The 23,681-nt window shown below is 42.5% G+C and carries 24 protein-coding genes and 1 pseudogene; 9 read left to right on the top strand and 16 right to left on the bottom strand.

Features of this window, described 5'->3' with window-relative positions:
• The 4 genes and pseudogenes from JKM87_RS04370 to JKM87_RS04355 all read right to left on the bottom strand — a co-directional run.
• Positions 1 to 1,164, bottom strand: a complete 1,164-nt coding sequence (locus JKM87_RS04370) for a homogentisate 1,2-dioxygenase (RefSeq protein WP_202078351.1) — start codon at positions 1,162 to 1,164, stop codon at positions 1 to 3.
• 40 nt (positions 1,165 to 1,204) lie between these two features.
• Positions 1,205 to 2,158: a fumarylacetoacetate hydrolase family protein gene (locus tag JKM87_RS04365; protein ID WP_202078349.1), complete on the bottom strand. Its 954-nt coding sequence runs from the start codon at positions 2,156 to 2,158 to the stop codon at positions 1,205 to 1,207.
• The gene (gene hppD, locus JKM87_RS04360; RefSeq protein WP_202078347.1) at positions 2,158 to 3,249 is read right to left on the bottom strand and encodes a 4-hydroxyphenylpyruvate dioxygenase; all 1,092 of its coding nucleotides are present in this window, start codon (positions 3,247 to 3,249) and stop codon (positions 2,158 to 2,160) included. Before hppD ends, JKM87_RS04365 begins: the two co-directional genes overlap by 1 nt.
• 449 nt (positions 3,250 to 3,698) lie before the next feature.
• A pseudogene (locus JKM87_RS04355) lies at positions 3,699 to 3,905 on the bottom strand (SelT/SelW/SelH family protein); the annotation flags it as partial.
• Positions 3,906 to 4,095: 190 nt separating this feature from the next.
• Here JKM87_RS04355 and JKM87_RS04350 point away from each other — a divergent pair.
• Entirely contained in the window at positions 4,096 to 4,284 is a 189-nt protein-coding gene (locus tag JKM87_RS04350; protein ID WP_202078343.1) for a hypothetical protein, read from the top strand.
• 104 nt (positions 4,285 to 4,388) lie between these two features.
• On the opposite strand, the gene JKM87_RS04345 is transcribed toward JKM87_RS04350, so the two are convergent.
• The 3 genes from JKM87_RS04345 to trmB form a co-directional block, all read right to left on the bottom strand.
• Positions 4,389 to 4,691 carry a hypothetical protein gene (locus JKM87_RS04345; RefSeq protein WP_202078341.1) on the bottom strand — a complete coding sequence of 101 codons (303 nt, stop codon included), beginning with the start codon at positions 4,689 to 4,691 and terminating at the stop codon, positions 4,389 to 4,391.
• Between the two features lie 108 nt (positions 4,692 to 4,799).
• Positions 4,800 to 5,645, bottom strand: a complete 846-nt coding sequence (locus JKM87_RS04340; RefSeq protein WP_202078340.1) for a YtnP family quorum-quenching lactonase — start codon at positions 5,643 to 5,645, stop codon at positions 4,800 to 4,802.
• A gap of 43 nt (positions 5,646 to 5,688) precedes the next feature.
• Positions 5,689 to 6,360: a tRNA (guanosine(46)-N7)-methyltransferase TrmB gene (gene trmB, locus JKM87_RS04335; protein WP_202078338.1), complete on the bottom strand. Its 672-nt coding sequence runs from the start codon at positions 6,358 to 6,360 to the stop codon at positions 5,689 to 5,691.
• A gap of 180 nt (positions 6,361 to 6,540) precedes the next feature.
• Between trmB and cysK the strand changes: the two genes are divergently transcribed.
• The 3 genes from cysK (at position 6,541) to JKM87_RS04320 (ending at position 8,813) form a co-directional block, all read left to right on the top strand.
• Entirely contained in the window at positions 6,541 to 7,479 is a 939-nt protein-coding gene (gene cysK, locus JKM87_RS04330) for a cysteine synthase A (protein WP_202078336.1), read from the top strand.
• A gap of 81 nt (positions 7,480 to 7,560) precedes the next feature.
• Positions 7,561 to 7,926, top strand: a complete 366-nt coding sequence (locus JKM87_RS04325; RefSeq protein WP_202078334.1) for a rhodanese-like domain-containing protein — start codon at positions 7,561 to 7,563, stop codon at positions 7,924 to 7,926.
• A 176-nt stretch (positions 7,927 to 8,102) separates the two neighbouring features.
• Complete coding sequence (locus JKM87_RS04320) at positions 8,103 to 8,813, top strand: N-acetylmuramoyl-L-alanine amidase family protein (RefSeq protein ID WP_202078332.1); 711 nt, start codon at positions 8,103 to 8,105, stop codon at positions 8,811 to 8,813.
• A 70-nt stretch (positions 8,814 to 8,883) separates the two neighbouring features.
• Here the strand turns inward: JKM87_RS04320 and JKM87_RS04315 are convergent, their stop codons facing one another.
• The 3 genes from JKM87_RS04315 to JKM87_RS04305 form a co-directional block, all read right to left on the bottom strand.
• Positions 8,884 to 9,714 (bottom strand): SPL family radical SAM protein, encoded by an 831-nt coding sequence (locus tag JKM87_RS04315; protein WP_202078330.1) that lies wholly within the window; start codon positions 9,712 to 9,714, stop codon positions 8,884 to 8,886.
• 144 nt (positions 9,715 to 9,858) lie between these two features.
• Positions 9,859 to 10,677 (bottom strand): DUF2935 domain-containing protein, encoded by an 819-nt coding sequence (locus tag JKM87_RS04310; protein ID WP_236838589.1) that lies wholly within the window; start codon positions 10,675 to 10,677, stop codon positions 9,859 to 9,861.
• A gap of 77 nt (positions 10,678 to 10,754) precedes the next feature.
• Positions 10,755 to 11,546, bottom strand: coding sequence for an HAD family hydrolase (locus JKM87_RS04305; RefSeq protein ID WP_202078328.1), 792 nt, complete (start codon positions 11,544 to 11,546; stop codon positions 10,755 to 10,757).
• Positions 11,547 to 11,713: 167 nt separating this feature from the next.
• Between JKM87_RS04305 and JKM87_RS04300 the strand changes: the two genes are divergently transcribed.
• Positions 11,714 to 12,424: a gamma-glutamyl-gamma-aminobutyrate hydrolase family protein gene (locus JKM87_RS04300; RefSeq protein ID WP_202078326.1), complete on the top strand. Its 711-nt coding sequence runs from the start codon at positions 11,714 to 11,716 to the stop codon at positions 12,422 to 12,424.
• Between the two features lie 88 nt (positions 12,425 to 12,512).
• On the opposite strand, the gene JKM87_RS04295 is transcribed toward JKM87_RS04300, so the two are convergent.
• A complete protein-coding gene (locus JKM87_RS04295) occupies positions 12,513 to 13,643 on the bottom strand; it encodes a S8 family peptidase (protein ID WP_202078324.1) in 1,131 nt (376 codons plus the stop codon).
• Between the two features lie 313 nt (positions 13,644 to 13,956).
• Here JKM87_RS04295 and JKM87_RS04290 point away from each other — a divergent pair, with 313 nt between their 5' ends.
• Positions 13,957 to 15,216, top strand: a complete 1,260-nt coding sequence (locus JKM87_RS04290) for a helix-turn-helix transcriptional regulator (RefSeq protein WP_202078322.1) — start codon at positions 13,957 to 13,959, stop codon at positions 15,214 to 15,216.
• 407 nt (positions 15,217 to 15,623) lie between these two features.
• On the opposite strand, the gene JKM87_RS04285 is transcribed toward JKM87_RS04290, so the two are convergent.
• The 4 genes from JKM87_RS04285 to JKM87_RS04270 form a co-directional block, all read right to left on the bottom strand.
• A complete protein-coding gene (locus JKM87_RS04285; protein WP_202078320.1) occupies positions 15,624 to 16,094 on the bottom strand; it encodes a CotD family spore coat protein in 471 nt (156 codons plus the stop codon).
• Between the two features lie 116 nt (positions 16,095 to 16,210).
• On the bottom strand, positions 16,211 to 16,918 hold the full coding sequence (locus JKM87_RS04280; protein WP_202078318.1) for a pseudouridine synthase: 708 nt from the start codon (positions 16,916 to 16,918) through the stop codon (positions 16,211 to 16,213).
• 150 nt (positions 16,919 to 17,068) lie between these two features.
• Complete coding sequence (locus JKM87_RS04275; protein WP_202078316.1) at positions 17,069 to 18,361, bottom strand: hypothetical protein; 1,293 nt, start codon at positions 18,359 to 18,361, stop codon at positions 17,069 to 17,071.
• A 152-nt stretch (positions 18,362 to 18,513) separates the two neighbouring features.
• On the bottom strand, positions 18,514 to 19,989 hold the full coding sequence (locus tag JKM87_RS04270; RefSeq protein ID WP_202078315.1) for a S8 family serine peptidase: 1,476 nt from the start codon (positions 19,987 to 19,989) through the stop codon (positions 18,514 to 18,516).
• Positions 19,990 to 20,232: 243 nt separating this feature from the next.
• Between JKM87_RS04270 and JKM87_RS04265 the strand changes: the two genes are divergently transcribed.
• The 3 genes from JKM87_RS04265 to JKM87_RS04255 are packed head-to-tail and all read left to right on the top strand — an operon-like array spanning position 20,233 to position 22,299.
• On the top strand, positions 20,233 to 20,532 hold the full coding sequence (locus JKM87_RS04265) for a MerR family transcriptional regulator (RefSeq protein WP_202078313.1): 300 nt from the start codon (positions 20,233 to 20,235) through the stop codon (positions 20,530 to 20,532).
• A gap of 12 nt (positions 20,533 to 20,544) precedes the next feature.
• Positions 20,545 to 21,555 carry a DUF294 nucleotidyltransferase-like domain-containing protein gene (locus JKM87_RS04260; protein ID WP_202078310.1) on the top strand — a complete coding sequence of 337 codons (1,011 nt, stop codon included), beginning with the start codon at positions 20,545 to 20,547 and terminating at the stop codon, positions 21,553 to 21,555.
• Positions 21,556 to 21,570: 15 nt separating this feature from the next.
• Positions 21,571 to 22,299, top strand: a complete 729-nt coding sequence (locus JKM87_RS04255) for an exonuclease domain-containing protein (protein ID WP_202078308.1) — start codon at positions 21,571 to 21,573, stop codon at positions 22,297 to 22,299.
• Positions 22,300 to 22,397: 98 nt separating this feature from the next.
• Here the strand turns inward: JKM87_RS04255 and JKM87_RS04250 are convergent, their stop codons facing one another.
• Positions 22,398 to 23,666 carry an ammonium transporter gene (locus JKM87_RS04250; RefSeq protein ID WP_202078306.1) on the bottom strand — a complete coding sequence of 423 codons (1,269 nt, stop codon included), beginning with the start codon at positions 23,664 to 23,666 and terminating at the stop codon, positions 22,398 to 22,400.
• Positions 23,667 to 23,681 lie beyond the last annotated feature (15 nt).

Here is a 23,681-nt window from a genome sequence, read left to right as displayed (position 1 = left end):
CTAAGCCTGCTGAGGATTCCAACTGTGCATATAATTTTGGTCTTCAAATTGAAGCGCAAACTGCGTCGCTCGAAGCGGTCGAAACGTATCGATCATGACGGCCAGTTCATGCGTTTCTTTTTTGCCTAGGCTGGCTTCAATAGTACCTGGATGTGGACCATGAGGGATACCGGACGGATGTAAGGTGAAGGAGCCGATGTCAATACCCTTACGACTCATGAAGTTACCCTCGACATAATACAGGACTTCATCGCTATTCACATTACTATGGGCGTATGGTGCGGGTATCGCTTCAGGGTGGTAATCAAATAGCCTTGGCACAAATGAGCATACGACAAAGTTATGCCCGGCAAATGTCTGGTGGACGGGTGGCGGCTGGTGAATACGCCCTGTAATGGGTTCAAAATCATCAATATTAAAAATATAAGGATACAAGTACCCATCCCAACCGACAACATCAAACGGATGGTGCTGATATTTAAAAGTGGTCACGCGATTATCCATGTTCACTTTGACGATAAATTCTCCCTCTTCGTCAAACGTATGAAGTTCCTCTGGCACGCGAATATCGCGTTCGCAAAATGGGGCGTGCTCTAAGAGCTGTCCATACTCGTTCCGATACCGCTTAGGTGTTTCAATGCGGCTGTTTGCTTCCACCACTAAAAACCTATGTCCCTCTCCCTCCAAACGAAAACGATACGTTGTCCCAATCGGTAGTACAATATAATCACCTGGGACAAAGGATAGGTAGCCAAAATTAGTTTCTAGTACCCCCCGACCTTGGTGAACAAAGATCAACTCGTCTTTTACACCGTTACGATAGAAGTAGTCCATCTGTTCTTGTGGTAAGCAAACCCCTATTTGGACATCTTCATTCACAAGGAAAAACTGTCTCCCGTTAATGGCGTCTCCTCCTGTAGAGACATCCTGGGACTTGAAATGCCGGTGTTGTAGCTTCTCTTGCTCTTCTGTTTCGTGATGGAAGGTTGGCCCCGCTTGGACTTCACTTACTTTCGTCGGAGGCTGATGGTGATAAAGGATCGATTGAATGCCAGAAAACCCCTTCGTCCCCATTACTTCTTCATAGTACAAGTCCCCATTCTCTTTCCGGAACTGTGTATGACGCTTTTTTGGGATTTTGCCTAAGCGATGATAAAAAGGCATACTCTTTTCCTCCTTTACCTCAGTTTAAAAATCATAGTGTCTATTTAATTGTATTGGTTAACACACCTAGTCGCTCCACTTTGAGCGCCACTCTGTCCCCACTTTGTAACCATGTTGGTTCCTCTTGTTCTAGCAAACACCCCGTCCCCACCGTACCGGTTCCCAGCAAATCGCCTGGAAATAACGTACAATCTTTTGACGCCTGTTCCACTAGTTGAGGAATTGAAAAATACAACTGATTGAGGTTCCCTGAAGACTGTTTTTTATCGTTGATGTACGCTTCCATCGACAAATCAATCTGTTCGCCTGTTAAACGGTCCCGCCACTCATCCGCAGACACAAGAAAAGGTCCTACACTTGTAGAGAAATCTTTCCCTTTGGCCGGTCCTAGTCCAACCTTCACTTCCTCCGCCTGTATGTCTCTGGCACTCCAATCATTAATAATAGTGAGACCGAATACATAGTCAAACGCTTGATCTCTCGTGATGTTTCGACCTTCCTTACCAATCACAATCCCGATTTCTAACTCATAGTCCCTTTTTTTCGAAAGTCTTGGAAAAGTGATTTCTGTATTGGGGCCCGTAATGGATTGATGATTACTAAAATAAAAAGCCGGCGCGGCGTACCACTGGTCCACCATATCTAAGCCTCTTTTTCCCCGACACGTTTTGACATGCGCTTCAAATGCGTAAAAATCTCTAAAACTATGAGGAACTGGGAGTGGCGCAGCGAGTGACACTTGGTCAAAAGGGATTACCTGAGCTTGGTGATCAGCTTTCCATCCCTCCCACTCTTGTTCTGCCCACTTGCTCATACGCTCCACGACACGGTATATAGAGGCACGTTCCTGTACGGAATGGATGATGTCAAGTAGTTGTACACCACCTGTTGTTGTCGGTGAATCTAACAGTAATGCTAGATCCACCACATGATGACGAAAGATGAGTCCTCCGCGCACGTTATTTCTCGTGTCGTAATAGGACACCCACTTCATTACAACGTCCCTCTTAGTTCCTGCTCTCTTTCAATCGCTTCAAATAAAGCTTTAAAGTTACCTAAGCCAAATCCTTTCGCCCCTTTGCGTTGAATGATTTCAATAAACAAGGTGGGCCGGTCGACGATAGGTTTAGTAAAAATTTGCAATAAGTATCCATCGTCATCACGATCTACTAATATAGACAGCTTTTCTAATTCATTGATTTCCTCATCTATATCACCGATACGATCTCTTAGCTCCTTATAGTATGTCTGTGGTACCTTTAGAAACTCAACGCCCCGCTCTTGTAGTTTGGTTACAGTTTGGATAATATCCGGTGTGGTGATGGCAATATGCTGAACACCTGGTCCATGGTAGAAATCTAGATACTCCTCAATTTGGGATTTCTTCTTTCCTTCAGCAGGTTCGTTAATAGGGAATTTGACCTTTCCGTTCCCGCCCTGCATCACTTTAGACATGAGAGCCGTATAGTCAGTACTAATGGCATCATCATCAAAATGAATAAGTTGTTCAAAGCCGAACGCTTGCTCATAATATTTAACCCACTCTTCCATGCGATTGAGCTCAACGTTACCAACCACATGGTCGATACCGAGCAAGCCTGTTTCCTCTACCTCCATCTGAGCTTCGTAAGGCGCATACCCAGGTGCGAACACACCGTTATAATGGCTACGTTCGACTAATGTATGGACCGTATCCCCATACGTCCCAACAACTGCTTTTTTGAGGACACCATGTTCATCACGCACTTCATACGGCTCTTGAATAGCGATGGCTCCTCGACTGACGGATTCTTTGTAAGCCCTTTCAACATTTTCTACTTCAAAAGCAATGTCTTTGGCTCCATCACCATGTAATTTAACAAAATCAGCAATAGCGTGATCGGGTGTCAGTGTTGACGATAAAACGAGTCTGATTGCTTTTTGTTTTAACACGTAAGATGTAAACTCACGATTCTGGGTTTCTAACCCTGAATAAGCTACTGGTTTAAACCCGAAAGCCTTAGCGAAATAGTGCATGGCTTGTTTTGAATTCCCCACGTACATCTCAATGTAATCAATCTTTTTAATTGGAAAAAAATCTTGCATGTGGATGAACCTCCTTCGTTGTTTGAAAGGTCTATATTTTTTTAATATTAACTTTATTCTAGTCACACAAATAAAAAGAGCGCAAGAACGTACGTTAACGCTCTTCCGCTTTATAACAATAAAGAGTTTGAACATGAGAACTTTAGGCAAGGGGAGCTATCCCCTTCTAGAGGGCCAAGATGATGTTCTTATTTTTTTGAGGAAATAATGTTATCTCTCAATAAAAAGAGGATCAGAACAATGTAAGCGATCGTCATATACAGGTGCTTAATCTCTCCTGTATATCGGTCATGTTGATTTACATTTCTTCGCAACTCGAGCTCCGCTCAAGGATGCTGCAAACGCAAATCAAACATCACACATGTATGCGCTATACACTGCCATGATCCCGACTGATAATACTACGGCCATACACCCTCCATTAAGTGTCAACCAACGTTAAAGAGCGATTACGACTCTTTTGTCATAAGTCCTCTTTCCGCAATAATTTTCACTAGTTCTTCTTCTTCAGGGAAACGTTCTAACTCTTTTTTAGAAAATATCAATTGCCCGTCAACAACGACTTCGTATACGCCTCCACCAGACGGGATCAAATTCACACCTGCAATGCTATCCTTAAAGTTTGCCATGAGCTCCTCCGTCGAACCGACGGCTTTAGGTAAATAGTTTCACATCATGCAGAATTCAATAGAGATATTTTTCTTATCCATTATGTATCGCCTCCTTTGAATATTTCTTACATTATACCTTGCCCCGCTTTTAAAAAGCAAATGCTTCGCTTAGCGAAATATGATGGGGTATAAAAGACATATGAAAGAGAAATAGTGATACTAGGGAGGTATAAAAATGTGGACATTCGTATTACAACATCCATGGTTACAAACGATACTTTTAAGCTTGGTACTCGTTCTCATCTATATGACCCTGGCTGTCATTGGATCAAGACGAGGCTGGTTTGTGTGGATATTTAAAATAGCCATGTCTTTTTTACAAAAAAGAAAAAAACGCAAGGCAAAATCTACACAGAGTCCCTAAGCCCTTAAGGTGAGTCACTCGTTCCCTTAGGCGATTGTTATCCTTGAGACTAAGCCCTCTCATCTCAACGGCTGTATTATGTGATGTTTATCATGTGATGTTTATCATGTGATGTGTATTTTGCCATCCCGCCAGCTAATATAGCGTTCTTTTTCGGCAACCCAACGCCCTTCTGATTTCACTTCTTCAATAAAACGCCCTACTTCTTTCCAGATCACTTCAATATCTATATCTTCGGTTTGCTGCACAAAATCCAGTATCATCTGAATATTGATATCATCCATCCGTTGCAGGTCGCTCACAATGTTATCGTAACGATAGAGGGGCACTTTTTGTCCTGTCAGTAAATCTTTGTGTACATCGATAAAATCTTGTCTAGCCTGCATTAACAGCATTTCGTTATTCACGTGGCACCCTCCTTGGGTGAATAGATTAATCTTATAGATGCTTTATGGAGATACGTCCTAGGCTATCAAATAGAATAGGGTCCCTACTCAGAACTTGCCTATTGCCTACTACTCTCTGTTTCTTTCAACTGATGCACGAACATGTCCTTCTGCATCCCACTTAATGGCACGATAATAGGCATCATGGTAAAAAGTGATCCAACGCTCTTCCTCCATCACACGCGGTACCCATTTTTTCTTACTGAACACAGAATCCATGGGATAATCATCATAAGCGAGAACCCAGAGTGGATTTTGGTGAGCGTGAGTCGGCATGAGGTCTCCAAAATGTATGCCTTTCTCTCCTTGACTTTCATAGGTGATGATCGCATGTCCAGCACTATGACCACCCGTATGTATCATCTTGAGCTCATCGGTCACTTGGATGTCTTCTTCAAAAGGATAAACGAGGTCCATAATCGCTTCCCAATTCTCTTTCCAATACGTATTGCGTGAACGTATATTAGGGGCTCTCATCTCATCCCACTCCGTTTGGGTGACGATATGTTTGGCTTCAGGAAAAGCTGGCACATAGCGATCTCCTTCTAATAAGGTTAACCCACAAGCATGATCGAAATGCAAATGCGTCATAAGTACCGTATCAATATCATGTCGGGTTAAACCTAAGTGAGATAAGGACTGCTCAATATCACTTTCCTCATCAACACCAAAATTACGTCTCTGTTTCTCTGTCAGTTTTCCTCTGCCCATACCTGAATCGATGAGCATGGTGCGCTGAGGGGTTTGAACCAAAATCGGATCTGTTCTCAATTCGATCTGATTCCTCTCATTACAAGGGTAGCGTTTGCTCCACAATGGTTTAGGCACAACCCCAAACATCGCGCCTCCGTCTAAGTAATTGACGCCTCCTCGCAACCATGTCAATTTTATCTGACCGATTTGTAAAGTCTCCATGCTGCATCCTCCTTAGTATAAATAGTAAAAAACAAAAGAAAGATTAAGCTTCGTCATCCTCTCTTATTTTGTCGGGTAAAACGGCTTCACAACGAAAGATCCGCATTCCTTTTTCAGAAAACTTTTCTTCGTACTCCGTCATAATATTACCTTGGAAATGAAAATCACTGCGATGCAAGTCGAGTGATACATTTTTGAGTCGACACCCACTCGCAGAGAAGGAATTAAGGGAATACTCAAATAAACCTTCGTTATCCGTTTTCATATGTATGTCTTTACCCGCTCCCAATAAATGATGGTACAAATGTAGGAACTTTTTATAGGTGAGTCGCCGCTTTTCATGTCTATTTTTAGGCCATGGGTCGGAGAAGTTTAAGTAAACCCGCTCGAGTTCTCCTACTTCAAAGAAAGACGCTAAGTCAGCTACATTCTGCCTTAGTAAGGTCACGTTCGATTGTTCAGAGTCCTTCACCTTACGTAAGGCGACTGCAATGACACTCGTTTGCAACTCTACCCCAATATAATTGAGTTGCGGATTTGCTGCTGCCATACCAACAACGAATTGACCCTTTCCCGTTCCTAATTCAATATGGATCGGATGGTGATTGCCAAAAAATTCGTGCCATCTCCCCTTCCATTCTTCAGGATTTGGTATGACGATTCTTGGATGTTCTTTTATGTAATCTTCTGCCCAAGGCTTCTTTCTTAATCTCATGAAGTATCCTCCTTATGTCAAACATACCCGTCCTTAGTTTATCACTTTGGATAAAAATTGTTCAATTCTATCTTTATGTATGGCCACCGAAGGGAACTATTAAAATATAGCGAATCAGTGCGGGGATATGATATCATGCCTATAGACTTAGTCGACATTACCTAAGGAGATGTGAAACACATGCGTGTAGTGAATAACATTGCAGAATTAATTGGGGATACCCCTATGGTCCGCCTTAATCATTTAGTCGGTGATGAGGATGCGACTGTATATATAAAGCTAGAAATGTTTAACCCGAGTGGCAGTGTGAAGGACCGAGCCGCTTATAATATGATACTTGAAGCGGAAAAACAAGGGCGATTAAACGACAATTCTGTCATCATTGAGCCAACTTCGGGTAATACCGGTATTGGACTTGCGATGGCCGCAGCTGCCAGAGGGTATAAAGCCATACTCGTCATGCCTGACACGATGACCCAAGAACGCATTAACCTGCTCAAGGCGTACGGTGCTGAAGTCGTTCTTACACCCGGTGAGAAGAAAATGCCAGGAGCGATACAAAAAGCACATGAATTGGTAAAAGAAACGCCAAACAGTTTCATGCCTCAGCAGTTTGAAAACACGGCTAATCCCGACATGCACCGCCGGACAACGGCTAAGGAAATCATTGCTCAAATGGAAGGTGTGGGCGTCGACCATTTAGACGCTTTCGTCGCAACAGCAGGTACGGGCGGTACGATTACAGGCACAGGTGAAACGTTAAAAGAACATTATGCAGAGTTAGACGTCTACGTTGTGGAACCGAAGGGGTCTCCTGTTCTCTCCGGTGGTAAACCTGGTCCACATAAACTGGTCGGTACAAGCCCAGGTTTCATACCAGAGATACTCAATCAGGACGTGTATAAGGAAATCATCCAGTGTACCGATGAAGACGCTTATGATGTGACTCGGGCTTTAGCGAGAAAAGAGGGCATTTTGGTAGGCCCTTCAGCAGGGGCTGCTTGTTATACGGCCATCCAAATAGCTAAACGCCTGGGTAAAGGTAAAACAGTGGTATGTATCGCCCCCGATACTGGCGAACGTTATCTCTCTAGCGACGTTTTCCAATTTGACAGATAAAGTAGGAATCTGCACGATAATGAAAAGAGGCTTAGACATTGAAAAATGTCACTTAGCACAAAGAGAAAGGGTGGTTTTGTCATGGCGTTTGAAATGGACGGTGTGAAACAACTTGATACAGAAGAAGTGAAGGAAGTCTTTGAGAATAAAGAAAAGGATACCGTTCTCTTAGACGTGAGAGAAAATGAAGAATACAATGAGGCACATATTCCGGGAGTGAAACTCATTCCCACGAGTGCTTTCATGCACAGATACGAACAAGAGTTAGATAAAGATAAAAATTACGTCGTTGTTTGCCGTAGCGGTAATCGTAGTCAAATTGTATGTCAATTTTTACAAGATCAAGGATTCAAAGAGCTAGCGAATTACGCGGGTGGTATGTTGGAATGGGATGGACCTACAGATACGGCGGACCTTCCGACTGACGATGGTCAACGTTGGCGCTAGGGTTTAGTGGGTCGTATGATGCTAAAGAAAATATAGTTTACTAAAGACTGTATACCAGGTATTTTATATAGAACGCCAGCCTATCCCTATGGAAGGCTGGCGTTTTTTTTATGTACTACTAGGATAATTGAGCTCTTCTTGTTAAAAAATAGGAATCAATAAGAGGAGGGAACAACATGCGCAGTTTTCGTCAGGCCGTCTTAATAATAGGACTGCTCATCATGACTTCATATTGTTTTAACTCGAGTGTACAGGCTGTGACTCAGGAACGGCCCTTACAACAAAAGCTTTTACATTATGATATTATCATCGACGTTGGACATGGTGGGATCGATGGGGGAACTCACCGTGGGTCGCTTTTAGAAAAAAACATTAATCTAGAAGTCGGTAAGGCATTATACGACGAACTTCAAAAAAGAAAGTACGAAGTAGGCATCACACGCTTGCAGGATTATGCCTTAAGTGATGACAGTCCCCAACCACGCGTTGGAAGCAGGCATAAGAGAGATCTTCGTCAAAGGGCGCTTATTGCTAAAGGGGTAAATCCTGCCCTCTTCATCAGTCTCCATACCAATTATTCGTCACACAGTGGTGTGAAAGGCCCGATGATCATTCACCAAGATCAAGCCAAAAGTACGCTTATGGCACAGTTACTACAGTCAGAGCTTAATCACTTAACGGGGTATCCCAAAAAAGAATTCCCTAGTCGTCGATACTACTTACTGCAGTCCGTGCCATGCCCCTGTATGATAGCAGAGATTGGGTATATTAGTCACCCCATAGAAGCTAAACGCTTACAAGACCCAGCATACCAGCAACAGATAGCAATTAAAATGGCCAATGCCATTGATCAGTACTTTCATCTGTATCCGTACGATGAGGAATAGATAAGGGTGGATGTGTCAAGATTGTTAACAACGATACCGTTATACTGTTAGCGTAGCAATTCACCATTTATTATCTAAGCATTGGTTTAAAGCCTTCCTGGCTTAAGTATAATTGGTCAGATGAGAATACCGTCTCAAACTGCGACCATACTTGTTGGTACGCTTCTGGTGTATACCAGTGTTCAAGTCCCAAGGAGCGATACACCTTGTCCACTCCTAACTGTTTTGTTCGTTTCCCTTTGCTTCCGTCCCCCATAAAATAATCGTCAAGACAAACGCGGTCGACGTGATCAGCCAACGTGTCTGCAAACCGTTCAGTACAAGGTAATACAGGTGATACGGCTGCCTGGACTGGTAAGCCCGCCTTTTTTAATTGACGTAAAGCCCGTATTCTTCCTTGTATAGGAGGCGCCCATGGACTGAATACTTGACGAATGTCTTCCCGATCCGTTTCAACTGTCACGCTTATTAATAGTCGATCCCTCATCTCGTGAAGGAGGTCTATATCTCTTGTGACCAGGGGACTACGTGTTTGTAAAAAAAGAAAATCAGGACCGCCCTCTTCCACCATCACTTCTAGCAGCTGACGGGTGATACGCGTGTTGTATTCAATAGGTTGATAAGGATCTGTACTCGATGACATGAAAATTGTGACAGCCCCTTTGTCTTTTACTTTACGAAGTTCTTTTCTAAACGTTTCAGAGGCCCCCTCCTTCACATCCACCCATGTCCCCCACTCTTTTTGACGGAAAAGGGCTACGGGCATACGCCGTACATAACAGTAGACACAGGAAAAAGCACAGCCTACGTAAGGATTGAGCGTATGACTGTACCCTTGCAAATACCCACTTGCTGGTGTTAACCATTTTTTGGGTTGTTTGTACTGTATTGACCGATTCATGTCGTATCTCATCCCTTGTTGTTTCTCCATCACCTATCGTATCGTAAGGGCTACGTCAAATGTTGGAGTCATAAGCATCCAACGTTGTGTCCCCTTCCCTTTTATTTATCCTTAAAAATATATATGTGAGCCCCGTAAAAAGAACTAGACTTGCTGAGTACGGGGCTTCGTCGGATCACACTCCGTTATTTTTACATTGGTCGGATCTACCTCATGTAATTTGATTAAGTAATAACACTCCTCTCGAGCCATGTGGTCGGCCATTAAGGGCATCAACGTCCCTAAACGCCGACAATCGAGGCGCATTTCCTCTAACTCTTCTAAAAAGTGGTAGAAAAGTGTAATCTCCAATGATGTATCAGCATTAAATTGCTGTAAGGCGGGGAATAGATCCTGCCTGGCTCGTATAAATCCTGCCATCTCTCGCGCCTTAATATAAAAATCCTCAAATGTCGTTTGAAAGGCTTCGGCCTTTTTAGCTACTTTTTTCTCTACGGGATCAATATCACCTTTTATTGCCGCGGCGTGACCGGCAGCATCTAACAACCATATATTATGATGGTGGACAGGATGCAAGATGGGCGGGACTTCTCCTCTGATGAGATAGGTCAGAATACGAAGATACTCTTCAACTTCATTCACCATATGGTTCAAAAATGTAGGCGTTAATGCTATATCGATCTCACAGGATAAATGCACCGAAATGATTTGTAATTTAAACTGACGTATAGACTCCGCTGCACTATAGGCGTGTTGAGCTAATTCAGTCCAATTCTGATCTGAGGCGTTTTTCATTTGGCGTGCCTGCTCTAATAAATGGTCATTCAGTTGGATAAAATGCTGGGCTTGTTGAATATATTCCGCCTCTGCGGGGGATAAGGTGTAAAAAATAAACCGGGCATGATCTCCTAAGACCTGGAGCCAAAACGTATGTTCAAACATACTTACCTTCCCGAAACTCAAAAGGCTGATCCCTCCTCGTTGTCGCAAATAACCTCTCAAAACCATTGTATTCATGACGACGTGGGATCATGTTATTTTTACTTCAGGTATTCCTGCAATATGGCCGCCACGCCCTCCTCGTTATTAGGTGGGGCAATGCGGTCAGCTTTTGCTTTCACACCATCAGGGGCATTTCCCATCGCTACGCCAGTGCCCGCTAATTGCAGCATTTCGACGTCGTTAAAGTAGTTACCAAATGCGAGTACCTCTTCAGGCTGTATGTTCTTCTCCTTTAAGATATGCTGTAAAGCAAAACCTTTGGTTGCTTTGGGGTGTATGATATCTATAAATGTCTCACCGCTACGGATAATACTCCAGTTTGGAAATTGAGGAGCGAGCTTTTGCATCATATCGTCTAATTGTTCTTGTTGACCTGTGATTGTGAATTTTACAATTTGTTCATCTAATTGACTACTGTCTTCAACACGAGTGGGATTGATATAAAATATTTCATATACTTTCTCTGCCTCAGGCGTCGACTGCTCGACATACATATCAAGCGCCGTGTTTAAATCAAATTGGATCTGGTGCTCCCGACAATACTCGATGAATGGTAACAGTTCCTGTGCTTCAAAGCCAATCTCTTTTTCTACTTCCCCCGTAACAGGGTGATAAATGACGGCCCCGTTGTGTGTAATCAACGGCTCCGTTAAATTAAGTTGATTGACGAACGGGATACAAGAAGTCGGCCCCCGGCCACTTGCCAGTATGACCTGTATACCCTTGTCCTTTAACTTTAAAATAGTGTTTTTGGTGTGTTCAGTTAATTCATGTTCGTCTGTCAGTAAGGTGCCATCAACATCAATGGCCACTAGCTTAATGTCTGTCATGTGGTTTCCACTCCCCAATCCATATCTCTTTTTTTACAGTATGTCCTCATTTCATCGTTGTCATTTGTTATATTTTTATTTGATGTCAGGACATGATATTTGAACCTCTATTCACCCTTCTCATAGTGTATAATAAAGGAAAATCAAAGTACAAGGAATGAATTGTGATGAAAAAACCGATCATTGGTATCACAGCGTCATTAGAAGAGGCACACGTGAAAGTCAAACGTTATTACGCCGATTGGATCTTTAACCAGGGAGGGATTCCTTTCATCATTCCGTATACGACTGATGAAACTCAATTACAGTCACTCACGGAACAGATTGACGGTCTCCTTTTAGCAGGCGGGGGTGACATAGATCCTACCTTATTTGAAGAAGAGCCCGTCCCAGGTCTAGGATCTATTACACCGGAAAGAGACACATTAGAACTAAGCTTAGCTAAGCACGCCTTAGAAAGTGACATCCCTATACTGGCTATCTGTCGGGGCATACAAATCTTAAATGTGGCTGCAGGTGGAAACATGTATCAGGATCTAGATACACAGTATGGCGAGAAAAGTCTACTTCAACATATGCAAGTGGCACCAACTTGGCATGCTAGTCATACTGTAGCCATTACACCGTCGTCAAAGCTACATGCGATCGTGGGCTCAGAAAAGGTGAAGACGAATAGTTTTCATCATCAAGCCGTTAAAGATGCAGCTCCCGGTTTTATCGTTAGCGCTGAGAGTACAGACGGGGTCGTTGAAGCTATTGAAAGTCTTAAACACTCCTACGTTATCGGGGTTCAATGGCACCCAGAATGTATGCCCTTGACTCACCACCCCTCGCGAGCTATGTTCCAGTCCTTTGTGGGCGCTTGTCAACAAGTGTAAACGTCTATTTATGAGAGAACAAAAAAAGGAAGAGCACAATCGGCTCTTCCTTTTTGTTGAGGAAAAAACATGTCAAAGAAATCTTAGACTACTGCTGTATGGCATCTACTGCCTGCACTAGACCATAGCCATAATGATTCGGATCTCCTAAATCCATAGCTGAGTCTCTCAGCAACTGTCTTAACTGTTCATTAGATAAGCCTTGCTTCGCACCCCAAACGAGCGCTGCCACACCCGCCACATGCGGAGAAGCCATGGAAGTTCCATTATATCTGTCATAGCCATTATTCGGTACCGTACTTAATACGTCTACACCTGGAGCAGCCAACTCTACTGCTGGTCCTGTACTAGAGAAGCTTGCACGTTGGTTGTCGGCGTCGACGGCTGCTACTGCAATGACGGATTCGTATTTCGCAGGATAGCCAACGCTATCCCCTTTTCCACCTCTGTTTCCGCTATTGCCTGCTGCAGCAACCGTGAGTACTCCTGCATCATACGCAGCATTACACATCTCTTCTAATACGGAAGAACTCGATGATCCACCAAGGCTCATGTTAATGATATCCATATCATTTTTCACAGCCCATTCTATACCTTCTGCAATACCGGCATAAGAACCACTGCCGCTGTTACTGAGGACTTTCACAGCATAGAGGTCAGCTTGGTGAGCCACTCCTAAAACACCTAGAGTATTGTCGACAGCGGCGACAGTTCCAGCAACGTGTGTACCATGGCCGTTACCGTCATAAAAAGGATCGCTGTTTTCGTCATCTGTGAAAACAGAATACCCGCCTTTCACATTCGCAGCTAAATCCTCGTGCTCGTTATCAATACCCGTATCTAGTATAGCCACTTTCACGCCACTTCCTGTGTGACCACCTTCGTGTGCAGCTGTGCCCTGGACATGCGGCACACCCCATGGTACCGTCTGACCTAGAGCTTGCACCTCAGCATTATGGTCAACTGCTTTGATCTGAGGATGATGGGATAACCCACGGTACTGTTTCTCAGTTAATTCCACTAACGCCACGGGTATTAAATCGTAAGTATGGAGGACTTCATCTACACCGAAAGCTTCTAGTACTCCTTTTTGTACTGGGCCTTCAAATTGAACGAGATACTCTAGCTTTTCTTCTCCGTTGTTCGCCACGCTAGCCGATGGGACGGCAAACGCTAATACAAGGGTCAAAGACAAAAACAGCGCTAAAAATTTTCTCAATCATCTTCCTCCTTTGAATTTTCTGAATAATAAATACATCATAAGTTATAGTAACATCCACCTATGACTTTGTATATTGGGAAAATACAATGTCTTATCCTCACTAAGGAAATATAGGTTTATCCACCTTTCAAAACTATTGTAAAATTAAGGGATTTGTCTTTTTAGGAAACACACACGTGTCCGATTCTGATGAATACTATCATTTTTGATCATGAGTATAGTATAATAGTTTATACATTTAATAAGGTACACAATTATAACGATGGTTTTGATAGTCAGAGACGGAGAAGCTATGTTGGAGGGTGACAGGATGATCGGGCAAAAGATATATTATTTCAGAAAGTCTAATGGCATGACGCAAGAGCAGTTGGCCCACGGCATCTGTTCAGTTTCCCATCTGAGTAAAATAGAAAACGGCCACGAAACGCCAAGCCAGGATATTTTAGGTCATTTGTGTAATCGTCTAGGTATCACATTAGATGATATCGATATGGAAAAGGAAGAGCAAGCGTTTGATCAACTACTTCAGGACTGGTATCGGGTCATCATGAAACGAAACCAGCAAGAGATGGACCGCGTGTATCAACTTGTTAAAGAGAAGAAGAAAACCATACAATCCCCACCTCTATTGCTTAAATGCGAACTTTTCTTCGCGAGATACTTGATGATTAATGACAAGCATGATGAGGCACTGTCTATCCTAAAAGAAATCAAGGAACATCTTAAACACTTGGATGGCGAAATCAAATACTTATTTTATATGTTTTGGGGAACCGTACTGTATAACAAATACAATTACGCTGAAGCGATTCAATACCACCGTAAAGCGGAAGAAGTGGCTAACAATATCCGGATAGAGGATCCTGAATTATATTATATGTTGGGTATCACCTTCAGCCAGTTGTATCAAATCTCACACTCCATCTATTACACGAATAAAGCACTTGAATTATTTAACAAACAATTTGATTTTAAACGGAGCATTGAATGTGAGATTATCTTGGGTATTAACAGTCGCAGAATTGAGAATAAAGAGCAGGCAGAGAAGCATTATTATAACGCTTTAAAAGTTGCTGAAGAAAATAATGATACGCAAAATATTGCCATCATCTATCACAACCTTGGTGTGGCTTATAGCTACGAAGACATTAATAAATCAAACGATTTTTACTTAAAAAGTACAGAGTATATGGATAAAGAGAATATTGATGATTTGTCTCGTACATATCTTTGTTTAGCGAAAAATCACCTCAAATTAGAAGACAAAGAACAAGCATTGTATTATATTGATCTTGGTATAAATATATTAGCCAAAGATAGCGACCATGACATGATGCTTTATCAATTTAAAGTGCTCGATTTTATTGCTCGCGAATGTTATGACGAAAAGTTTGAAAGCCTACTTAAAGATGAAGTCATTCCTTTTTATCTACAGAAAAAAATCCACTTCCATGTTGCGGAGTATGCTGAAATGTTAGCGGTTTATTTCTATAAAAAATTCAAGTATAAACAAGCGAGTCAGTATTATCGCTTAGCTAACGAATCCAGAAAGAATATAACTCTCACATAAGAAGAAAGAGTACCTGCTAATGCAGATACTCTTTCTATTTGAGATTACTTCTCGTAATCATATGATTTGGCTACAGGAAAGTTTTCCGAAGCTAATGTCGCTGTTTGCCCTCCGGCTACAACCAACAACGCCACAACAGCACAGATAATCAATTTTTTCATTTGTTACACCCCTTTAAAACATATTGTTTTTCATTATGTAAGTAAATGCTCTAGAGTTTAAAGTCATTTTTAGTATAACATAAAAAGTGGTAAAGAAAATTGCGAAAATAATAAAAATAAAGGGCGGTGGCTCAAGTCGCCCTTTACGCATTTGCGGCACATATTTTAGTCGTTAACACAAACAGCAAACATCGTTGTCGAATAAGCTAAAAGTACATTGACGCTCAGGCTAGTTATCAAATCTTGTTAGCGTCTGTAGGGGCGTCTGGGTGGCCGGTTACAATGGTCTACCACATGATAGCAATCTTCTACACTTTGAGTGACGGGGCACTCACAATAATATTCACATACGTGATGTCTCACGTTGCGCACGTGTGTCGGATAGACATTAACGACAGGATAACGTGTCACTGTATGATTCTCAAGTACTTGAGTCGGGTGCTGAACACGTCTAACAGGGGCCACTTGTGCAGGCGCTCCCTGTGGAAAGCCTCCCATAGGTGCCATAGTACCCGGTTGCGTTCCAGGTCCTGTGGTCGCTGGTGCGACTTGTGTCGGTTGTGTCGGTTGCATCGGTTGGGGTTGCTGCATCATGGGTTGTTGTTGAGGTAATTGTTGTTGTGTCGGGTGTTTAGCTCCCTTTTTCTTTTGGGTGGGGAACATTGGCTTTTTCGAACCATAACCAGCCATGTCACTCCGGTGACGTTTTTGGTTCACATGTATTCCTCCTTTTACATGTCGTCACTATACATGTATGACATTTACCCCACCTTTGTCCTAGACATTGGTCTATTTTAGATATATATCCTCATAAATAGTTATTTGTCTACTGTCTATTGTTGAAGCTGGACGAGTTCTTCCTCTGTTAATTCTCTTACTTCTCCCAACTCAAGGTTATGGTCTAACGAAAGTGATCCCATTTGTACGCGTTGCAGGTACGTCACTTGGTGCCCTCGGGCTTGGAACATACGTTTAATTTGATGAAATTTACCCTCAAAGATCGTGATCCGGATGTGTGAATTCATACCTGACTCTTCAATATGTAGCTTTGCAGGTAAACATACATAGCCATCCTCGAGTTGTACCCCTTCACTAAACGCTATTTTATCCGCTTCTGTGACTTGACCATCGATGGATGCCACATACGTCTTAGGGACATGTTTTTTTGGAGAGAGAAGCTGATGGGCCAGTTGTCCGTCATTAGTTAGAATTAGAAGACCTTCTGTATCCTTGTCCAGTCTGCCAACCGGAAATGGTTGAAAATGTTGAAACTCGATTGGCACTAAGTCCAACACAGTTTCCTCTGTCGTATCTTCCGTTGCGGAAATGACACCTGCCGGTTTATTTAGCATGAGGTATACATGCTGCCGATAGACGACCTGTTCTCCTTGAAACATGACCACATCATATTCTGTGTTGATTTGTACTTTCCCATCTTTTATGGTTTCACCATTCACGGTCACTTGACCAGATTTTAGCCATTTTTTCATTTCCTTACGACTGCCGTAGCCCATATTTGCTAATAATTTATCTAGTCTCATGTCATCGTTCTCCGTTTCTCATTCTTTATAATTCTGCCTTTTTCGAAAATATATCCCCATTGTATACGATGGTCTGTGAGGATAAAAGTAAAAAGCCAGGAAGAGTTCCTGGCCTTTTAAGCATGAGTAAAAGATGTTAATGACAGTCAATCAAGTATACACCAGTTCTTCTCTTTGATCTTCAATATCGAATGTATACTCGTCGATAATATCTCCTTGATACTGCATGGTGACCCCAAATGTGTTGTAGTCCGTTTCTTTATCGAGTTCTTCCATCAACTGATATGCAACCTGTTGTCTGAGGTGAGCATCTCTCGGATTAATAAAATCAATCAATGCGCTAGGTTCCCCTGCTAAATCAACAGTCGCCATTCCGAGACGAGTACTGCGACGACGACCATCCTCGTAAATGTCAAAGGTGATCGTATCGATGTCATCTCTAATCAGTTCAAAATGTAAACGAACACGTTCATCTTCATACACATCAACATAAAGATCACGTTCACCATCGATATAAGCTGTTTCATATCCTTCGTCATCTTCAATGTTGTATCCGTCATCAATGTACACATCTTCTTCGAACATCATGTCATCATCATATACGTCTTCTTCTTCAATAAGGTCTTCATGTGTGAGTTCAATGTTCGCAATTTCAACGTCATCAAAGAACATACGGAATTCAAAAGAATCGATGAGATCTTGATCAAAATCTGATACGAGAACATGCGTCACTTCATCGATCGATTCTTCACTTGGATTTTCGTGGAAGAATATATCTCCTAACACGTCTGTACGGTCAATATACATAATCGCTTCGGCTAAAATATTGTTGTACTGATCTAGGAGCTGGTATTCAACACGATTTCGACTTTCCCCTACAATTTGTAAAGCGAGGTCTTCATCATCTTCCTCTAAGTACACATCATCGTAAACGCCATTATCAAATTCAGCTAAGTCGTATTCATCAAGTTCATACTCATCCTCATCAGACAAATCATCCACGTACTCATAATCTATCCCTTCATCAAAATCGTCTTCCCCGAGATCATCGTATTCGTAAAACGTATCAACGTCATCCTCTAATGCTTCATAATCTTCATAACCGTCAGGGAGCTCGTTTGATTCCACTTCTACAAGCTCCTCTACGTGACCCACTTGATCAGTGGAAATGACATGATCATACGGACTGTATGTGGTGGTGATAAAGCACTCAACTGCTCCTGCAGCGTCAATCATGTTCTCCACATATTGATGGATGAATAGATCAACTTCCTCCTTCTCATCAACGGTTAATACATCTTCATCTAATTGTACAGCTCCCCAAATGCGATCGGCTTCTCTATACAATAAGGTTAAAGAACCAACATATTGATCATCTAACATAATGCCGCAAGCTTCACCGCTCGATGTGACAAGCTCTGGTCGTAAGGTAATTTGTCCCATCATCGTACCTCCTCATACTCTAATTAATAAGACTATCTTTAGCAGTATGAGCATCTTAGACCGTATTCATGTACGCCAATAATAAGCAAAAGAGCGAATCCACTAAGGATTCGCTCTACATAGATATACATTATAGATAAATGTCACGTTTATTACCGTGTAAGTGCGTTATAGATGTTAACGATACCATGCCCGTAGTACTTGTCATAACCGTTTTTACCTGCATCTTCAGCAGTCTGCTGTAAAGCCGTCTTGACTTGAGATGGAGATGGTTTGTTTCCAGTCTCTTCATAGACTTGAGAAATGTAAGCGGCTGCGGCACCTGCCACCTGTGGCGACGCCATGGAAGTCCCACCTTTCCAGCCATATCCACCCTCTCCGAAGAGTTCTACGGCCACACTCGATTGACTGAGATATGTTGGCACAGTACTTAAAACCAGGTATTTATAGTCATCTTCGTTTATTTCAGGGTAGTCCGGTCCAAGATCTCCACCTGGTGCCCCTAAGTTGACAGCACCGTTACCATAGTTTGAGTAAAATGCTAAACGCTCATCTGTTCCAAATCCACCACCTGTGGCAGATACAGTGATGACGCCAGGGATTTGGGTTGGGACATAAAAAGTGGCCCCTTTCACTTCATATTGTGTTTCGCCACTTTCTTGTAAATTTTGGTTATACCATTCTGTCACACTAGCAGGATTACTTAAATCTTGGCCAGAATTACCTGCAGATGATACCACTGTAACATCCTTGTTGATCGCATAACGGATGGCACGATTATAAGCTACGATATCCGCTGCATCATTACCAAGATTGATGCGTTCACCCGTTTCCTCGTCCGTGTAGAACCACTGGCCTTTGACTCTGGTTCCACCTAAGCTCATGTTAATGACATCAACACCATCGTTTGCCGCCGCTATTATAGCATTGGTAATCCAAATCTGTTGAGCAGAGCCTGTGTCGAACACACGATAAGCTCTCACACCCACGTCTGGTGCAACCCCTTTGACTCGTCCATTCGCTGCAATGGTCCCCGCGACGTGTGTCCCGTGACTATGTGCATCCCAAGCATCTGCAGTTCCTGGTACAAAGGTTTTAGAACCCGGAACAATATTATTTTTTAAATCAGGATGATTGAAATCAAACCCAGTATCAATCACACCTACAACGACATCATGCGTCCCAGTATGAACGCTGTGGCTTTCAAACTGGTTTGTGACCTGCTCAATATCCCATTGCCATCCTGCTTCCCAGATATTCTCCTCTACGGGAACAGGTTCATGACCTGTTGTGGAAGACGATTCCTCATCCACACTAAACTCAGGTAAATTTAAATCTACAGCCAAGGAAGGCCCGACTGTACGTACTTCCTGTGAATCTAACATATGAGCTAAAAAGACCGTTGGTGAAGTCGTTGTTGCTTCAACGACACCGATTTCTGGCACCTCATAAGTGATCGTCCCACCTGCCTCATTAACGACCTGCTCTGCATTTTCCGGAAGTGTCTCCGACTTAAATACAACCAAGAAGGACGCTTCTACACTGTCGTTTGCCATAGACGTACTAAATGTAGAAAAAGCAAGTGCTAACACTAACAAAATAACCATTGATTTAAACGTTTTTTTCATCCAAATTTCCCCCTTCATTTATCGTGATTACTGATACCAATGGTACTATTTCGTCAATCTGTTCGGAAAAACCTCTTTATTCTGAAATATTTTTTGTGGTATATATTTCGATGTACTAAACTCCCATATAAAGGATTTGTTTTTTGTGAGATAATCTTCCGTCATTCGGCCGAATTTGTAAATGTTATGTTACATTGATAACAATAAGATATATTCGAGAAATCATACAGGAGAGGAACGCGTATGGCATCATACAAGGACAAAAAAGTCATTACCATCGGTATGGTTAGTGAATTAACCGGACTTACAGAAAGAAAAATTCGGTATTATGAGGAACGGAAGTTGATTCACCCCGAGAGAACTAAAGGAGGCACCAGGCGGTACTCCTTTAATGATGTAGAAAAGTTGATGACCATCGCCGATCAAATGGAAGACGGGATGCAAACATTTGAAATTCGCAAACGATTTGAAAAAGAAGAACGGAGTGTTAGGAATAAGATGCTTCGTGGTCAAATTAACGCTCAATTTAACATGAGAAAATAGGAGTTATTTATGATGGTACGTTTCCAAACGTATGAGGACATTAAACAGTATCGCAACGAGAACATGATGAATCATCGCTTATCTTCCACACAATTGAACCATTTTCACGATGAACTGATGCAACATGTGATCAGTCTTGCTGTGGCGCGAACAAAAATCCAGCTTGGGGAGCCACCAGGTTCTTTCTCTTTCTTTGTGATGGGGAGCGCAGGACGGCGTGAACAAGGTCTCATAAGCGACCAAGATCACGGTATGGTTTATGAGGAAAATACGGAAGAAGCCAAGCAGTATTTCCAAAAACTAGGCGAACATATTTCCCATGGGTTGGCGTATGTGGGGTATCCATTATGTGAGGGTAGAGTCATGTGTTCTAATCCCCTTTGGTGTCAATCAGCATCCGACTGGCAAGACCAACTTCATAGCTGGATAAAAGCTGACACTTGGGAAGCTATTCGGCATTTATTAATATTAACAGACAGTAGAGTCCTCGTTGGTTCCCCATCACTTGTCTACAAGTTAAAAGAGATTTTATTTGAGCAGGTCAATGACTCGCCCTATTTGTTAAACAGGTTCGCTGCGAACACAGCATCCATACAAAAAGGGGTCGGTGTTTTTGGTCACTTCTTAACCGAACAATATGGCTATTTCAAAGGGTATCTGAATCTAAAATCTTGCGCTCTACTTCCATATGTGAATGCTGCACGTTTATTTGCATTAAAGGATAACCTATGGGCCACATCCACAAGCGAACGCCTAAGCATGCTTGAACGCCAGCCCTCATTCAATTCGCCTCGTCATCATACGTATGAAAAAAATGTCGAAACCCTACTCGCTTTTCGCCTCACTCACGCGCCACGAGCATTTTTCACAACACAGAGGGAACAACAGAATCGCTATGAAGCTAGTCATTACATGTGTATAAAATCTTTAAGTCGGTCCGAAAAAAAACAACTAAAAAGCATGATCAAACAGGGCCTTTATTTACAAGAACGGCTGACAGATGAGACATATGATTATCAATAAAGGAATGGGACGAACATGAAAAATCATTCTTGGCTCCAAATGATGAAACAGTTACCTGGTAAAATAAGCACTCACTTGTATGCCTCTGGCCACGATCAGTCCAATCCACAACATGTCTCCTACTTAAGACAGTTACAAAAAGAATTTAGACAACAAGACGTATTACAAAGACCCCTTCACACCCTTAAAGTGGTTGTCTTTGATATCGAAACAACGGGCTTCTTCCCAGAGCGAGGGGATACTATATTATCCATAGGGGCTGTCAAGACCACAAACGGAAACATTAAAGAAGAATTTTATTCTCTCGTTTCTACGGAAAAACCATTGGCCCCAGACATCAAGAATCTAACAGGACTTAAAGAAGAAGATTTACGCCAGGCCCCCCCTATCGACGAAGTGTTAACTCGGTTTTTTGGTTTTGTTAGAGGACACGTTCTCGTCGCCCACCATGCCAACCATGAGAAAGCGTTTATGCAGCATACACTGTGGCAAACGTCACGCCGATCGTTTACGCAACGTATTATTGATACCCAGTTTCTGATGCAGCTATGCGAGCCACATTTACCCCTAGTACGGCTTGAAGAGTGCTGTTCACACTGTCATATCGCAGTAACTAATCGTCACCATGCTTTAGGGGATGCCAGGCTTACAGCCCAACTTTGGGCTCATTGTATCAAACTTTTAACTCATAAAGGATATGAGAACTTACAAGATATATACGATCAACTGGCTAAGAAAGCTTAAGGTAGAGGATAAAAGCAAAGAAGGAGTGACGACGCGTCGTCACTCCTTCTTATTGTTATTTTGCTTCGTTTTAATTTTTAATCAATGAGCACTTTTCCTTACACACCTTTAGCTTCATGCGCTTGTTGAACTTGTTCTGGGTAACCGTAACCACCATGCTCACTGAGGTCTAAACCAACGATTTCCTCCTCTTCAGTGACACGTAATCCGTTCATGACGACCTTCATGATACTTAAAATCATGAGGGAAACAACGAATGCATATCCACCTGCAGTCATGATACCTATGACCTGTACACCTAACTGTTGAAATCCGCCACCGTAGAACAATCCTGCCATACCGCCGTTTAATTCTGCTAACTCTGGTGTGGCAAAGAAACCTGTGCTTAATGTTCCCCATACGCCTGCCACGCCGTGTACAGATAAAGCAAAAATCGGATCGTCAATTTTCTTCTTCTCAAAGAATTTCATGCTATAGTAAACCAGAATACCTGCTATGATACCAATGATGACGGATGCACCGGGTGTGACAAAGGCACAAGATGCTGTAATTGCGACGAGACCAGCTAAAGCCCCATTTAACATCGTGGGTACATCTGACTTGCCTAAAACAAGCCAAGATATGATAAGAGCTGATATCGCACCGGCCCCTGCTGCTAGATTCGTGTTCAGGGCAACAAAGCCAAAAAACGCATCATCCACTGCGACTGTGCTCCCTGCGTTAAAACCGAACCAACCAATCCATAATACTAACACGCCTAGGGCTGTGTACACTTGGTTATGTCCCGCTAGTTCATTTGGTGTACCGTCTTTATTATATTTACCTAATCGTGGCTTTAATAACAATGTGGCAGCTAATGCAGCCATCGCACCCGTAAGATGCACGACTGTTGATCCAGCAAAATCCTGTTTCCCTAAATCGGCAAGCCAACCATCGCCCCAAATCCAGTGCGCAACAATAGGATAAACCAAGGCTGAGAACAGAACAGCAAAGACAAGATAAACGGAGAGTTTAGCTCGTTCAGCAAAGCCTCCGAAGGCGATCGTCAAGGCAATACCTGCAAAGGCGAGCTGAAATAAAAAGAAAACTGATGTAGAAAGACCTAACCCTTCAATTTCGTATCCACTATAGAAGAAGTCCGATAAACCTATAAACAAATTACCTTCACCGAAAATAAAACCGTAACCAATGGCCCAGAACACGAGTGAAGCAATACCAAACGTAAAAATGGTTTTCCCTGCAATGTGACCGGCATTCTTCATTCGGGTTGAGCCCGCTTCTAGTAGGATAAATCCTCCTTGCATAAAAATAACTAAGATTGCAGCTACCATCACCCACAAACTGTTCATTAAAAATATCGTATCCACGTTTCTCTCCCCTTT

This window comes from Caldalkalibacillus salinus (assembly GCF_016745835.1).
GTDB classification, from domain to species: Bacteria; Bacillota; Bacilli; order Caldalkalibacillales; family JCM-10596; genus Caldalkalibacillus_A; species Caldalkalibacillus_A salinus.
The sequence above is the reverse complement of the archived record's forward strand: the minus strand, read 5'-3'. Positions and strand labels throughout refer to the sequence as shown.

Excerpts from the sequence above, each read along its gene's own strand:
- cysK (WP_202078336.1), top strand. The coding sequence starts at position 6,541 with ATGCGTGTAGTGAATAACATTGCAGAATTAATTGGGGATACCCCTATG.
- JKM87_RS04255 (WP_202078308.1), top strand. The coding sequence starts at position 21,571 with ATGAAAAATCATTCTTGGCTCCAAATGATGAAACAGTTACCTGGTAAA.
- hppD (WP_202078347.1), bottom strand. The coding sequence starts at position 3,249 with ATGCAAGATTTTTTTCCAATTAAAAAGATTGATTACATTGAGATGTAC.
- JKM87_RS04365 (WP_202078349.1), bottom strand. The coding sequence starts at position 2,158 with ATGAAGTGGGTGTCCTATTACGACACGAGAAATAACGTGCGCGGAGGA.
- JKM87_RS04350 (WP_202078343.1), top strand. The coding sequence starts at position 4,096 with ATGTGGACATTCGTATTACAACATCCATGGTTACAAACGATACTTTTA.
- trmB (WP_202078338.1), bottom strand. The coding sequence starts at position 6,360 with ATGAGATTAAGAAAGAAGCCTTGGGCAGAAGATTACATAAAAGAACAT.
- JKM87_RS04320 (WP_202078332.1), top strand. The coding sequence starts at position 8,103 with ATGCGCAGTTTTCGTCAGGCCGTCTTAATAATAGGACTGCTCATCATG.
- JKM87_RS04275 (WP_202078316.1), bottom strand. The coding sequence starts at position 18,361 with ATGGGACAAATTACCTTACGACCAGAGCTTGTCACATCGAGCGGTGAA.
- JKM87_RS04280 (WP_202078318.1), bottom strand. The coding sequence starts at position 16,918 with ATGAGACTAGATAAATTATTAGCAAATATGGGCTACGGCAGTCGTAAG.
- JKM87_RS04315 (WP_202078330.1), bottom strand. The coding sequence starts at position 9,714 with ATGAATCGGTCAATACAGTACAAACAACCCAAAAAATGGTTAACACCA.
- JKM87_RS04340 (WP_202078340.1), bottom strand. The coding sequence starts at position 5,645 with ATGGAGACTTTACAAATCGGTCAGATAAAATTGACATGGTTGCGAGGA.
- JKM87_RS04325 (WP_202078334.1), top strand. The coding sequence starts at position 7,561 with ATGGCGTTTGAAATGGACGGTGTGAAACAACTTGATACAGAAGAAGTG.
- JKM87_RS04300 (WP_202078326.1), top strand. The coding sequence starts at position 11,714 with ATGAAAAAACCGATCATTGGTATCACAGCGTCATTAGAAGAGGCACAC.
- JKM87_RS04305 (WP_202078328.1), bottom strand. The coding sequence starts at position 11,546 with ATGACAGACATTAAGCTAGTGGCCATTGATGTTGATGGCACCTTACTG.
- JKM87_RS04270 (WP_202078315.1), bottom strand. The coding sequence starts at position 19,989 with ATGAAAAAAACGTTTAAATCAATGGTTATTTTGTTAGTGTTAGCACTT.
- JKM87_RS04265 (WP_202078313.1), top strand. The coding sequence starts at position 20,233 with ATGGCATCATACAAGGACAAAAAAGTCATTACCATCGGTATGGTTAGT.
- JKM87_RS04260 (WP_202078310.1), top strand. The coding sequence starts at position 20,545 with ATGGTACGTTTCCAAACGTATGAGGACATTAAACAGTATCGCAACGAG.
- JKM87_RS04290 (WP_202078322.1), top strand. The coding sequence starts at position 13,957 with ATGATCGGGCAAAAGATATATTATTTCAGAAAGTCTAATGGCATGACG.
- JKM87_RS04370 (WP_202078351.1), bottom strand. The coding sequence starts at position 1,164 with ATGCCTTTTTATCATCGCTTAGGCAAAATCCCAAAAAAGCGTCATACA.